Raw genomic sequence first — 13,621 nt, 5'->3', positions numbered from 1 at the left:
CAGGTCTCCGGCCGGAAGGTTATTCGCTTGCCAGGGCGCGGCGTTGCTGGCGGCGCTTGATGATTTTCTCCCGCAGGGTGTCGTACGCCCAGTTGTAGAGCATGGTGTACGGCAGGAAGAACAGGAAGAAACCAATTTCCAGCGTAAAGGCCTGGAGCAGCGTCACGCCCAGCACGGCGGCAACGATGGTTACGCCAATCACAATAAAACCGCATTCAAAACCCAGCGCATGCAGGGCGCGCACTTTCGCCGTGCGCTTCACCCGCTGGACGGGCCAGAAACGGTCGAAGCCAAAGTTATAGATAATGTTCCAGAGCATTGCCGTGGTCGCCAGAATTATGGTGAGACCCCCCATTTCAACCACCGAGCGCTGCATTAGCCACGCGGCCGTCGGGGCGAGGATCGCCGTAGCAATGCCTTCAAAACAGACGGCATGGAAGATCCGCTCCGGCAATTTACGTTGGAGTGCATCCTGATGTTGCATATTTACCTCATATTGACGCCAGTATGGGCGTTGATGCGGTCTATTCTTATCGTTTAAGGTGATATATAAAAGATGGTATCCATCGATAAAGTAGATACATCATGCGTTATTCTCCCGAAGCACTGACCGCGTTTGTTGAAACTGTCGCCGCAGGTTCGTTTTCTGCTGCGGCACGGCGGCTGCGTAAAAGCCAGTCCACCATCAGCACCTCCATCGCCAACCTTGAAGCTGACCTTGGCTTTGAGCTGTTCGATCGCTCGGCGCGTCACCCGGTGTTGACCGCCCAGGGTGAACAGGTGCTGGGCTATGTCCAGTCGATACTCGCCGCCAGCGCGCGCCTGGATGAGCTGGCCGTATCCTTAACGGCGCAAACGGAGGCGCGTTTTACCTTTGTTCTCTCCGATACGCTTAACCCGGCCGTGCTGGAACAGATGATGAGCCAGTTCGACCAGCGTTTTCCGCACACGGAATTTGAGTGCCTGATTGGGGAAGAGGAGGACGTGATCGATCTGCTGCAAAAGGAGCGGGCGCAAATTGGCCTGACGGAAGCGCGCGACAGCTACCCGACCGATATTGGCGCGACCCGTCTGCCTATGCAGACAAGGATGGCTATTTACGTTTCTGCCGGACATCCTCTGGCAGGGCAACATGAGACGCAGGCGGACGAGCTGCATGGCTGGCGCGAGCTGCGGCTGAGTACCTATCTTGAACGGGAAGCGCCCCTTGCGCGCGGGCCGGTCTGGTCTGCGCCGAATTACCTGTTACTGCTGAGTATGGCGGTACAGGGCTTTGGCTGGTGCGCGTTACCCTGCGCGCTGGTCGACGAATTTGCCGCGTCGAAATCGCTGGTGCAGCTGAACGTGCCGGGCTGGCCGAGGTCGATTGCCATCGATCTGGTATGGAACAAACGAACCCCGCCCGGCGTCGCCGGAAGCTGGCTGCGCCAGTACTTGCAGGACGCACGATAATCCTGTGACTAAACTCACTAATTTTAAACATTTGCGTCAATTGTTGATAACAATCCTCTACTATCGTCATGTCATTTTGCACAGAGGTCGTGATGAAAGATGTCGTTATAGTGGGTGCGTTACGTACGGCTATCGGCTGTTTTCAGGGAGCGCTTGCGCGTCACTCTGCGGTTGATCTCGGCAGCGTGGTGGTAAGAGCGCTGGTGGAACGCAGCGGGATTGCCGCACATGAAATTGATGAGGTGATCCTTGGCCAGGTGCTGACCGCTGGCGCGGGACAAAACCCTGCGCGCCAGGCAGCGCTGAAGGGCGGCCTGCCCAATACCGTTTCGGCAATTACCATCAACGACGTCTGTGGTTCAGGTTTGAAAGCGCTCCATCTTGCGACGCAGGCCATCCAGTGCGGTGAAGCGGACGTGGTTATTGCTGGCGGGCAGGAGAATATGAGCCGCGCCCCGCACGTCCTGACCGACAGCCGGACCGGCGCGCAGCTCGGGAACAGTCAGCTGCTTGACAGTCTGGTTCACGACGGGCTGTGGGACGCCTTCAACGACTACCATATGGGCGTAACGGCGGAAAACCTGGCGCGGGAATACGGTATCAGCCGCGAGCTTCAGGATGCATATGCCCTCAGCTCACAACAAAAAGCGCGTGCAGCGATCGACTCCGGGCGTTTTCGCGATGAAATTGTCCCGGTCAGTACCCAGCGCCAGAACGGCGAAGCGCTCATCGTCGATACCGACGAGCAGCCGCGCACCGATGCCAGCGCAGAAGGGCTGGCAAAACTCGATCCGGCCTTTGAAACGCTCGGTTCTGTAACGGCAGGCAACGCCTCATCCATTAACGACGGTGCGGCGGCGGTGATGATGATGAGTGAAAGCAAAGCCCAGGAGCTGGCGCTGCCGGTGCTGGCGCGCATCAAAGCGTTTGCCAGCGTGGGTGTTGATCCTGCGTTAATGGGGATCGCCCCGGTCTATGCCACGCGCCGTTGCCTGGAGCGGGCGGGCTGGGAGCTGAGCGATGTGGATCTGATTGAGGTCAACGAAGCCTTTGCTGCACAGGCGATCTCGGTCGGGAAAATGCTGGAATGGGATCCGCTGCGGGTCAACGTCAACGGCGGTGCAATTGCGCTGGGTCATCCCATTGGCGCCTCCGGCTGCCGCATTCTGGTGTCGCTGGTCCACGAAATGAAAAAGCGTAACGCCCGAAAAGGGATCGCAACGCTCTGTATTGGCGGAGGGCAGGGGGTGGCCCTGGCTATCGAACGGTAGTTTCCCCTCTCTGTGCACAGAAAACCTCCCACGGGAGGTTTTTTTGTGTCCCCAGAATCCTTTTTTAACACTTCTGCGTTATTTCTGAAGCCCGCAATAATTATTGCGCGGTTAATTATTTGCTTTGTGAAGTGCTTAATGTGATCTCCACCCTGAAATTTACGGTTAATGCCCTTTTTTTGTTGATGGGGTTCACGTCGATCTTTGCCAAAAAAAATGAAACAAATAATTTCGATCCTTGTCACTAAAATAACGGTGCATAAAAAATAAACTCAAGTTTCATAAAAACGAAACGTTATTTTAATTGAGGGTTTTTTCATGTTTAAGAAATCTCTGCTCCTTGCTTCCCTTATTAGTGCCTCTTTTGCGGCTAGCGCCGTTACCGTCGATCTGCGTCACGAATATATTGACAGCGGCTCGAATGCCGACCGTGTTGCCGTCTCGCACCGCTTTGATAATGGCTTTGGTTTTTCAGTCGAGGCGAAGTGGAAATCAGGCGGGGACAAGGCAGATCAGCCATTCGCGGATGTAGTGGGGAACGGTCACGAAGATCAGATTAGCTGGCGCTGGAAAGCGACAGACAATATCGCCCTGACCCCTGCGTTTACGATTGAAAGCACAGACAGTCGCACCATTTATAAACCGAATCTGCATGTGCAATATAGCTTCGATAATGGCTTCTACGTGGCTGCGCGTTACCGTTACGAATATACTCGCTACCCGTCAAGCTCAAATAAGGACGATGATAAAGTTAACCGTGGCGATGCGTGGGTCGGTTGGGTATTAGGTGACTGGCGTACCGAGCTGAACTATGTTTACGCGAAAAGTTCTGAAGGCGTGGCCCGAAATAATAATAAAGATTATTCCAACGAATATAACGCCAAGCTGGCCTACAAATGGGATAAAAACTGGGCACCGTATGTGGAGGTGGGGAACGTGGGGGTTAAAGACACGGACGAACGCCAGACCCGTTTCCGTTTAGGTGTGGCGTACTCCTTCTGATAATTCAGTTCCTTCGCTAAAAACCGCCGGGTGGCGCTAACGCTTACCCGGCCTACACATTCTTTCCAATCCATTTTTTCGTAGGCCGGGTAAGCGAAGCGCCACCCGGCAAAAAGCGCCGCGCAATCACCCAAAAAAAAGCCCTCCGAATCGGAGGGCAAGGCCAGTTACAGAAACACTAACTCATTCAGGCATGCAACATTTCAGGTTGCTCGGGGAGTTTCGCGATATAGAGGGCCGGTTTGCCGTCTTTATCGGAACTGTACAGCACCGCTTTTTCGTCCGGCGTGAAGGACGGATGCGGGTGGGTTACCTGGCGGCTGTTCGCCACCGTAGCCCATGAGGTGTCATGACGGGCGATGCGGTAATAAGCTTTCTTCGCCACGTCAAAGGCATACAGATAAGGATCGTTATCAATGGTGTAGCCGCCGGTGTCTTTCACGTCAACAGGCGTACCGGAACCGTCGCCAACCAGCATGCTGCCGTCAACGTTGCTCATCAGATGCGAACAGGCGGGCATGTTCATTACCGCTTCATTCACGCCGGTGTCCGGGTTGAAGCGGGAGATGGTACGCCCTTGCTGACCTTTCAGATAAGAGACGTAGATCAGCGCGGACCCGTCCGGCACCCAAAATTCATGTGTACAGCTTTCACCTTCCGCGTGCGTTTTCACTTTCCGCACGTTGCTGCCATCTTCGTTGACCAGCCACATGCGGGCGTCGACCAGGTCGTGCGGCCCTTCATGACAGAAGGCCACGGTATTGTCATCGAACGGGCGATAAATCGGATGTCCCAGCCAGATCTTCTCGTCATGAATGGTGGTGCTTTCACCCGTTTTCAGATCAACGCGCAGCAGGCGGCAGTGCGGCCCTTTGTGGAAGAAGTCGTGGAAAATTTTCCAGTCGTTGAGTGGCGTCCAGTCACGTCTGGCAATCTCAATACCCACCAGTTTGGTGCAGTCGCTGTTCGCGACCCAGGTGCCGTAGCCGACCCACTCTTCCGGAACGCGGTACACTTCGCGCTCTGCCAGCGTCTGTAAATCCACCTCCAGCAGGGTGCGATCGTTCTTCACATAGTAGAGGGATTTATCGTCCGGAGAGAGGAACCCGCCAAAGGTATTATCGCCCGCGCCTTCGGTCAACTGTACCGCTTCGGCGTTTTTCAGATCCAACAGGTAATAGTTCCAGTGACCGTCGAACTCCCCGGCGAACAGCAGGTGGCTGCCATCGTTAAAGAAGCACTTCTGGTAAAAGTAGTTGCGATGACAGGTTACTTCCGGTGGGGTCAGGCGGGTGACTTCCACGCCTGTATCCGGATCGCGGCTGACCTCATAGTTCAGCTTGACCCGCATACCTTTAGCCATAATGCACTCCTTTGAACGCGTAATGTAGGTTGAAAACTAGGTGATAAATTATCAAAACGCTGTTTCATTGTGTGTGACTGACAGCGCACTTTCTCATTTTCATTAACCAGATTGAGGGTCTTAAAGATTTATCGTGATCGAAACACCATTTCTGGCATAAACAGGCAGGAAAAATGAAACGTTGTTTTAAATGCAATTGAAAACCCCGTTGTCAGGGGATAATATGTGTTCATCACTAAAACGGAACGTTGTTTCGTTATTTATCTTTGCCTTCGGGCACGATCAATTCTGGAGGTTTACGTGGACGTCAGACAAAGCATCCACAGTGCGCACGCTAAAATGCTGGATACTCAGGGGCTGCGCAGTGAGTTTTTAGTTGAGCAAGTGTTCGAAGCCGACAAGTACACCATGGTCTACAGCCATATTGACCGCATTATTGTGGGCGGGATTATGCCGGTGGCGAAAACCGTCTCCGTGAGCGGTGAAGTGGGCAAACAGCTGGGCGTGAGCTACTTCCTCGAACGCCGTGAACTGGGCGTGATTAACATCGGCGGGCCGGGCACCATTACCGTCGATGGCCAGTGCTACGAAATTGGTCACCGCGACGCGCTGTACGTCGGCAAAGGCGCAAAAGAGGTGGTGTTCGCCAGCAGTGATGCCAGCAAACCGGCGAAGTTTTACTACAACTGCGCCCCGGCTCATACGACTTACCCAACCAAAAAAGTCACGCCAGCGGACGTTGCCCCGGTGACCCTTGGCGATAACCTCACCAGCAACCGTCGCACCATCAACAAATACTTTGTTCCGGATGTGCTGGAAACCTGCCAGCTCAGCATGGGGCTGACCGAGCTTGCGCCGGGCAACCTGTGGAACACCATGCCGTGCCATACCCACGAGCGCCGCATGGAAGTCTACTTCTATTTCAACATGGATGAAGACGCCTGCGTGTTCCACATGATGGGACAGCCGCAGGAGACGCGCCATATCGTTATGCACAACGAGCAGGCAGTCATTTCGCCTAGCTGGTCCATCCACTCTGGCGTGGGGACGAAAGCCTATACCTTTATCTGGGGGATGGTCGGTGAAAACCAGGTCTTTGATGACATGGACCACGTCGCTGTTAAGGATCTGCGCTAGTCGCAGGCAGTTAAGCATACATCTGCCTGTTGCTGACAGGCGCTGAACGATTAAGGAACAAACATGATTCTGGATGCATTTTCTCTGCAAGGTAAAGTGGCTGTGGTTTCCGGTTGTGACACCGGGCTGGGGCAGGGTATGGCGTTAGGTCTGGCGGAAGCGGGCTGCGATATCGTCGGGATTAACATCGTTGAGCCAACGGAAACCATCGAGCGCGTCACCGCGCTGGGCCGCCGTTTCCTGAGCCTGACCGCGGACCTGCGCAAAATCGATGCGATCCCTGAGCTGCTGGATCGCGCGGTGGCGGAGTTTGGGCATATCGATATTCTGGTCAACAACGCCGGCCTGATCCGTCGTGAAGACGCGATTAACTTCAGCGAAACGGACTGGGACGACGTGATGAATCTGAACATCAAGAGCGTGTTCTTTATGTCCCAGGCGGCTGCGAAGCACTTCATTGCTCAGGGGAAAGGTGGCAAGATCATTAATATTGCCTCCATGCTCTCTTTCCAGGGCGGCATCCGCGTGCCGTCTTACACCGCATCGAAGAGTGCCGTGATGGGCGTGACCCGTCTGCTGGCGAACGAGTGGGCGCAGCACAACATCAACGTCAACGCGATTGCGCCGGGCTACATGGCCACCAACAATACCCAGCAGCTGCGTGCGGATGAAGAGCGCAGCGCGGCAATCCTGGAGCGTATTCCAGCGGGTCGCTGGGGTCTGCCGAGCGATCTGATGGGCCCGGTTGTATTCCTGGCGTCCCCGGCTTCGGACTACATTAACGGCTACACCGTTGCCGTAGACGGCGGCTGGCTGGCACGTTAAGTCAGCCCGAATAAAGAACCTCTGCCCTCGGGTAGAGGTTTTTTTTGCGCCAAAATTGGCTTTATCCATATCCTTAAAGATGAAAAATCCATACTGAAATGGAATGAATGACGGGTGTCACACATTTATTGCTTAAATATTAACTAATTAATCAAAAATAAGGTTAAACCATCCTGATTTGAAACTGTAATGTCCATCACAGATCGGTGTGTCGTAGCGAAATAATCCATATCTTCACCATTTCCGGCCTGACACTTTCTTCCGGTATCTCGTAATTTCACTTAACGAATTTCGCTGTTGAGGCAGGAAACTATGACATCTGTAAATGACTCTACCATTATGCCCGCTGCGCTGCGCGATACCCGACGCATGAACCAGTTTGTTTCTGTTGCGGCCGCCGTAGCCGGTTTACTGTTTGGTCTGGATATCGGCGTTATCGCGGGCGCACTGCCCTTTATTACCGACCACTTTACGTTAAGCAACCGCCTGCAAGAGTGGGTGGTGAGCAGCATGATGCTGGGTGCGGCCATCGGCGCACTGTTTAACGGCTGGCTGTCGTTCCGTCTCGGGCGCAAATACAGCCTGATGGTCGGGGCGATCCTGTTTGTTGCTGGCTCTCTTGGTTCGGCGTTTGCCACCAACGTTGAAGTGTTGCTGCTTTCCCGCGTGCTGCTGGGCGTGGCGGTAGGTATCGCGTCCTACACCGCGCCGCTTTACCTCTCCGAAATGGCGAGCGAAAACGTGCGCGGGAAGATGATCAGCATGTACCAGCTGATGGTGACGCTCGGTATCGTGCTGGCGTTCCTGTCGGATACGTACTTCAGCTACAGCGGCAACTGGCGGGCAATGCTTGGCGTGCTGGCGCTGCCTGCGGTGCTGCTGATTGTGTTAGTCATTTTCCTGCCGAACAGCCCGCGCTGGCTGGCGCAAAAAGGGCGTCACGTGGAGGCGGAAGAGGTGCTGCGCATGCTGCGCGACACGTCTGAAAAAGCGCGTGAAGAGCTGAACGAAATCCGCGAAAGCCTGAAGCTGAAGCAGGGCGGCTGGTCCCTGTTTAAGGCGAACCGCAACGTGCGCCGCGCGGTGTTCCTCGGCATGCTGTTACAGGCGATGCAGCAGTTCACGGGGATGAACATCATCATGTATTACGCCCCACGCATCTTTAAAATGGCTGGTTTTACCACCACCGAACAGCAGATGATCGCCACGCTGGTGGTGGGGCTGACCTTTATGTTCGCCACCTTTATCGCGGTGTTCACCGTCGATAAGGCTGGACGTAAACCGGCCCTGAAAATTGGCTTTAGCGTAATGGCGCTCGGCACCTTGATCCTTGGTTACTGCCTGATGCAGTTCGATAACGGCACGGCGTCAAGCGGCCTCTCCTGGCTCTCCGTTGGCATGACCATGATGTGCATCGCCGGTTACGCGATGAGCGCCGCACCGGTGGTGTGGATCCTGTGCTCTGAAATTCAGCCGCTGAAATGCCGCGACTTTGGTATCACCTGTTCCACCACCACCAACTGGGTGTCGAATATGATCATTGGCGCGACCTTCCTGACGCTGCTGGATGCGATTGGCGCGGCAGGCACCTTCTGGCTCTATACGGTGCTGAACGTGGCGTTTATCGGCGTGACGTTCTGGCTGATCCCGGAAACCAAAGGCGTGACCCTGGAGCATATTGAACGCAAGCTGATGAAAGGGGAGAAACTACGTAATATCGGCGTGTAATGTCATTGCCCGGTGGCGCTTCGCTTACCGGGCCTACGATACCGTGTAGGCCGGGTAAGCGAAGCGCCACCCGGCTTTGTTTTTACCGCATCGCACGTCTCAAAATACGCTCCGCCTGACGCTGGAAGTCAGCGGCCGTCTCTTCCACGGTTTTCTGCCCGTAGTCGATATACTGCAAAGAGGTACCGAACTGCGCCACAATCTGTGGGTCGTCAAAGTATGGCGAGACGGTGAGTTTCGCCGGCAGCGACTGCGCCAGGCGCAGGCCCGCCACGGAAGGATCGTCCTCTTTAATGGTGCCGTCTTCGGTCAGATACTGCACCGCCACTTTGCTCAGCGGTACGCCACGCTCAAGACCCAGCGTATCGACCCCTTCTTTGCTGTTGAGCAGGAAGTTAATCAGCTTTGCTGCCGCCTCCGGGTTTTTGGTCGTCTTACCAATCGACAGCATCTGCGCCGGTTTGAAGAACAGACCTGCGTCGGTGGCGCCCGGCAGCATTGGGTAGTTGCCCAGCTCCAGTTTCGCCGGTGGCTTCAGGTTGTCGGAATATTTGTTGATGGTGGAGTTCCACATGTAGGTGCCGCCCCATTCACCCTGGATCCACGGCTTCATCTCATACATGTTGCTCTTACCGAAAGAGGCATAGTATTTGGTGTCCGGCATGACGTGGCTGTCGATCAGCTTTTTGTAGGTCTGGAAAAACTCTACCCACTGTTCCTTTGTGTAGCTGAACTTTTTGGTTTTCTCATCCACCGCAGGAATGTTGTACTTCTGGATCATGTACGAATTCAGCAGCGCCAGCGTATCCTGATGCTCCAGGATCACCGGATAGTATTGCTTGCCGAGCTTGCTCTCGAAGGTTTTACCGGCCGCCATCAGCTCGTCCCAGGTTTTCGGGTACGCAATACCCGCTTTTTTCCAGGTTTCGTCATTGAAGTAGAACACGCGCGCCGTCACCGAGATCGGAATGCCGTTCAGCTTGCCGTCCACGGTGGTGGTTTGCAGCTCTTTGGGATCGAACTGCGACAGGTCAATCACGTCCTTCATCTTGTTCAGATCGTAGAAGCCGTCACCGGTTTTCGAGAAGATCGGCAGCCAGTTCCAGTTCGTCTGCATTACGTCCGGCTCGGTGCCGCCCGCAATCTGGGTGGTCAGACGGGAGAGGTGACCATCCCAGCCGGTGTATTCCGCTTTCACGTTGATGTCCGGGTTCTGCTTATGGAACTCTTCCAGCGCTTTCAGGGTGACCTGGTGACGGCCGTTGCCGCCCCACCAGGACATCCGTAAATCCACATTCTGCGCCATCGATGGCAAAGCGGTAAGACCCAGGGTCGCGGAGATTGCTGCGCTTAAAAGCACTTTTTTCATTTTTATCACTCCATCAGAGAGAGAGGTTCTGTTCAGTTTTTGCGTCAAAAATATGACACTTGTTCATCTCAAACGTGAAATACACCTTACGATGAAGACCCTTATCAATCATTGGCTTAGCTTCATCGGACGGGATTCGGGCGGTCAGTTCGTAGTCCGCGACCTTCAGGTACACAAAGAATTCGTGGCCCATGTTCTCAACGCGCACCATCTCCCCGCTACAGCCGCCGTTCGGGAAGGGCTCATCAGAGAGCGACACAAATTCCGGACGCACGCCGTAGTAAATCTCCTGACCCGCGTAGGCCGCGACTTTCTCCTGCTTCTCCGCGTTCAGCGGCATGGTTTCATCGCCAATGGCGATGTGCAGCTGGCCCGCTTTTTCGACCAGCACGCTTTTGCGTATATTCATCTCCGGCGCGCCGATAAAGCCCGCCACGAACATGTTCCTCGGCCTGTGGTAGAGGTTGTCCGGCGTATCCACCTGCATGATATGGCCGAGCTTCATCACGCAGATGCGGTCGCCCATGGTCATCGCTTCGGTCTGGTCGTGTGTCACGTAAACGGTGGTCGCCGGTTTTCCTGACTTCTTCAGCTGCTTGTGCAGGTCGGAAATACGAATACGCATCGAAGCGCGCAGTTTGGCGTCGAGGTTTGAAAGCGGCTCATCGAACAGGAACACATCCGGTTTTTTCACAATCGCACGGCCTACCGCCACGCGCTGCGCCTGGCCGCCGGAAAGCTGGCGCGGCAGGCGGTCGAGCAGCTCTTCCAGTTCAAGAATTTTGGCAGCTTCATTCACCTGAGACTCAATCTGATCTTTCGGCAGTTTGCTCAGCTTGAGACCAAAGGCCAGATTCTCGCGCACCGTCATGTGCGGATAGAGGGCATAGTTCTGGAACACCATTGCAATACCGCGCTCTTTCGGCGCGAGGTTGTTCACGATCTTGTCGCCAATGCGCACCTCGCCGCCGCTGATGGTTTCGAGCCCCGCCAGCATGCGCAGGGTCGTGGATTTGGCGCAGCCGGATGGGCCGACGATCACCATGAATTCCCCTTCAGCAATTTTAAGATCGATAGCGTGTACCGCTTTAAAGCCGTTGGAGTAGACCTTTTCCAGCTTGTTGAAAATAACTTCAGCCATGGTATTTCCCTCTTAACCTTTAATTCCGCTGCTGGTGACGCCCTGTACGAAGTAGCGCTGTGCCAGGAAGAAGACAATGATGGATGGCAGAATGGAGATGCTCGCCATTGCCAGAATTTCGTTCCACGGCGCGCCTTCGGTGACATCGATGGACATTTTCAGCGCCAGTGCGATGGGGTATTTATCCACGCTGTAGACGTAAATCAGCGGCCCGATAAAGTCGTTCATGGACCACATGAACTGGAACAGGGCGACGGAGATAATGGCCGGTTTCAGGATCGGCACTACCACGTACCACAGCACCTGAATGGAGTTACAGCCGTCAATCTGCGCCGCCTCTTCCATGTCACGCGGGACGCCGCGCAGGAATTGGATCAGCATGAAGACGAAGAACCCCTGAGTGGCGAAGGCCAGCGGCAGGTACAGCGGCATATAGCTGTTTAGCATGCCCATTTCACGGAACATCAGGTACTGCGGGATCAGCAGCACGGTGCTGGGCAGCAGCATGGTGGTAATGAGCGTGGCGAACCAGAACTTCTTCCACGGGATCTCGAAGCGGGCAAAGCCGTACGCCACGATGGTGGAGGAGATAATGGTCAGGATCACTTTCGGGATCACATACTTAAAGGTGTTCAGCATGTAATGGCCGAAGTTGTACTCGGTGCCGGTTTTCCAGCCGTTTACGAAACCATCCCAGGTGGCGTGGGCAGGCCACAGGCTCAATGTGGTGAAGATCTCGTGGTTCGGTTTGAACGACGCGGAGAACATCCACACCAGCGGGTAAAGCATCAGCAGGCCGACAACCAGCAGAATCACATAGCGAACGGAGGCGTTGATTTTCTCTCTGCGCAGCGTGCGGGCCACTTCGCGTTCGGCGACGCTTCTTGCCGTGGAGAGTTGTTGAATATCAGCCATTTTTGCCTCCTTTATCGGCGGAGTAGAACACCCAGTATTTCGACGACTTAAAGGCGATACCGGCGAAGACGGCCACCACCAGGAACAGGATCCACGCCAGCGCCGCGCCATAGCCCATATCGAAATACTTAAAGGCGGTGTCGTAGATGTAGAGCGAGAACAGATAGGTCGAATAGGTTGGCCCGCCGCCGGTAATCACGTACGGCCCGGTAAATTCCTGGAACGCCTGCGTGGTCTGCATGATGAAGTTGAAGAAGATCACCGGCGTAATCAGTGGCACGGTCACCTTCATGAACATCTGCCATTTCGATGCGCCATCGATCATTGCCGCTTCATACTGGGACTGCGGTACGTTTTGCAGCGCGGCCAGGAAGATGACCATCGCGGAACCGAACTGCCAGACGCGCAGCAGGGTAACGGACATCAGCGCCAGCGACGGCTCGCCCAGCCAGTTCACCGGATCAAAGCCAAAAACGCCGATAAAGCTGTTCAGCAGGCCATCGATGGCAAATAAGGCGCGCCACAATACGGCAATGGCGACGGAGCTGCCGAGGATCGACGGAATATAGTAGGCCGTTCGGAAAAAGCCGATGCCGCGTAATTTAAAGTTCAGGACAAAGGCAATTCCTAATGCAAAGGCGAGCTTTAGCGGGATGGTTAAAAATACATAGGCAAAGGTCACGCCCATGGATTTCCAGAAGAGCGTGTCTTCGGTAAACATGTAGCGATAGTTTTCGATGCCGTTAAACACCGGCGGACTCATCAAATCGTAATCCGTAAAGCTGAGGAAAAACGATGAGACGAAGGGGAATGCCGTAAAGAGTATCAGCCCGATGATATAGGGTGATATCCATGCGAGCCCCAGCAGCTTGTTTTCATTCATACATACCTACCTGGCAATCAATGGTTTAATACGAAATCTGCTTTGTTACATTTTCCCAGGCCTGCGATGCGCGGCATGGGAGCTGAAATTCAGGGTGCAACGTCTGGCAACGGCAAAACCTACGTTTGTTTTTTAACGCTTTTTTGTCTTTCGTCGTGGTGTAAGCGCTTCGGGTTTCAAAAGAGCTGAACCGGTGTTCTTGGATACTAAAACATCGTTTTATTTTATATTATTGCGATTTATTTCTGCGTCATTCGCTTAATGGTGGAAATGTGATCAGCGTCGAAACGCTGTTTCAATATAGTGAGGAAGGTGGCATTTTTGACTTTCCACGGACGTTCGCCGCGGCCCATGAGGAAGAGATAATGAAGCAAAAGGGGAGCAGGAATAACAATAGTCACGCAGCGTGGCTAACTACCAGATCTGATAGCAGGTCTACAGATGTACCAATTCGTCATTCAGATAATTCTTACATTCTTGTATGATTTGTTACACCGGAACCAGTCAGGCAGAATTTCACTGCATCCTTAAAAGA

At 54.2% G+C, this 13,621-nt stretch carries 12 protein-coding genes; 6 read left to right on the top strand and 6 right to left on the bottom strand.

Annotation, left to right across the window (positions count from 1 at the left end):
* Nucleotides 1-19: 19 nt before the first annotated feature.
* Entirely contained in the window at nt 20-484 is a 465-nt protein-coding gene (locus tag DD597_RS10040) for a multidrug/biocide efflux PACE transporter (RefSeq protein ID WP_022651793.1), read from the bottom strand.
* A gap of 101 nt (nt 485-585) precedes the next feature.
* Here DD597_RS10040 and DD597_RS10035 point away from each other — a divergent pair, with 101 nt between their 5' ends.
* The 3 genes from DD597_RS10035 (at nt 586) to DD597_RS10020 (ending at nt 3,725) form a co-directional block, all read left to right on the top strand.
* On the top strand, nt 586-1,452 hold the full coding sequence (locus DD597_RS10035; protein WP_003862845.1) for a LysR family transcriptional regulator: 867 nt from the start codon (nt 586-588) through the stop codon (nt 1,450-1,452).
* A 92-nt stretch (nt 1,453-1,544) separates the two neighbouring features.
* Nucleotides 1,545-2,723 carry an acetyl-CoA C-acetyltransferase gene (locus tag DD597_RS10030; protein WP_003862843.1) on the top strand — a complete coding sequence of 393 codons (1,179 nt, stop codon included), beginning with the start codon at nt 1,545-1,547 and terminating at the stop codon, nt 2,721-2,723.
* 318 nt (nt 2,724-3,041) lie between these two features.
* Nucleotides 3,042-3,725, top strand: a complete 684-nt coding sequence (locus tag DD597_RS10020) for an oligogalacturonate-specific porin KdgM family protein (protein WP_003862842.1) — start codon at nt 3,042-3,044, stop codon at nt 3,723-3,725.
* A gap of 187 nt (nt 3,726-3,912) precedes the next feature.
* Here the strand turns inward: DD597_RS10020 and DD597_RS10015 are convergent, their stop codons facing one another.
* A complete protein-coding gene (locus DD597_RS10015) occupies nt 3,913-5,088 on the bottom strand; it encodes an oligogalacturonate lyase family protein (RefSeq protein ID WP_045895014.1) in 1,176 nt (391 codons plus the stop codon).
* Between the two features lie 300 nt (nt 5,089-5,388).
* Between DD597_RS10015 and kduI the strand changes: the two genes are divergently transcribed.
* The 3 genes from kduI (at nt 5,389) to DD597_RS10000 (ending at nt 8,778) form a co-directional block, all read left to right on the top strand.
* Entirely contained in the window at nt 5,389-6,225 is an 837-nt protein-coding gene (gene kduI, locus DD597_RS10010; protein WP_129256147.1) for a 5-dehydro-4-deoxy-D-glucuronate isomerase, read from the top strand.
* Between the two features lie 63 nt (nt 6,226-6,288).
* On the top strand, nt 6,289-7,050 hold the full coding sequence (gene kduD, locus DD597_RS10005; RefSeq protein ID WP_003862835.1) for a 2-dehydro-3-deoxy-D-gluconate 5-dehydrogenase KduD: 762 nt from the start codon (nt 6,289-6,291) through the stop codon (nt 7,048-7,050).
* Nucleotides 7,051-7,362: 312 nt separating this feature from the next.
* The gene (locus DD597_RS10000) at nt 7,363-8,778 is read left to right on the top strand and encodes a sugar porter family MFS transporter (RefSeq protein ID WP_045895010.1); all 1,416 of its coding nucleotides are present in this window, start codon (nt 7,363-7,365) and stop codon (nt 8,776-8,778) included.
* An 82-nt stretch (nt 8,779-8,860) separates the two neighbouring features.
* Here DD597_RS10000 and DD597_RS09995 read toward each other — a convergent pair whose 3' ends face one another.
* The 4 genes from DD597_RS09995 to DD597_RS09980 are packed head-to-tail and all read right to left on the bottom strand — an operon-like array spanning nt 8,861 to nt 13,086.
* Nucleotides 8,861-10,147 carry an ABC transporter substrate-binding protein gene (locus DD597_RS09995; RefSeq protein WP_003862832.1) on the bottom strand — a complete coding sequence of 429 codons (1,287 nt, stop codon included), beginning with the start codon at nt 10,145-10,147 and terminating at the stop codon, nt 8,861-8,863.
* Nucleotides 10,148-10,160: 13 nt separating this feature from the next.
* On the bottom strand, nt 10,161-11,288 hold the full coding sequence (locus DD597_RS09990) for an ABC transporter ATP-binding protein (RefSeq protein ID WP_003862829.1): 1,128 nt from the start codon (nt 11,286-11,288) through the stop codon (nt 10,161-10,163).
* Nucleotides 11,289-11,300: 12 nt separating this feature from the next.
* Nucleotides 11,301-12,203, bottom strand: coding sequence for a carbohydrate ABC transporter permease (locus DD597_RS09985; protein WP_003862827.1), 903 nt, complete (start codon nt 12,201-12,203; stop codon nt 11,301-11,303).
* The gene (locus tag DD597_RS09980) at nt 12,196-13,086 is read right to left on the bottom strand and encodes a carbohydrate ABC transporter permease (protein ID WP_003862825.1); all 891 of its coding nucleotides are present in this window, start codon (nt 13,084-13,086) and stop codon (nt 12,196-12,198) included. The genes DD597_RS09985 and DD597_RS09980 overlap by 8 nt, the downstream gene beginning before the upstream one ends.
* Nucleotides 13,087-13,621 lie beyond the last annotated feature (535 nt).

The organism is Enterobacter cloacae complex sp. 677-3DZ2D5B, from assembly GCF_004136695.1.
Classification (GTDB): domain Bacteria; phylum Pseudomonadota; class Gammaproteobacteria; order Enterobacterales; family Enterobacteriaceae; genus Enterobacter; species Enterobacter hormaechei_C.
This window is presented reverse-complemented; position numbering and strand designations above follow the sequence as displayed.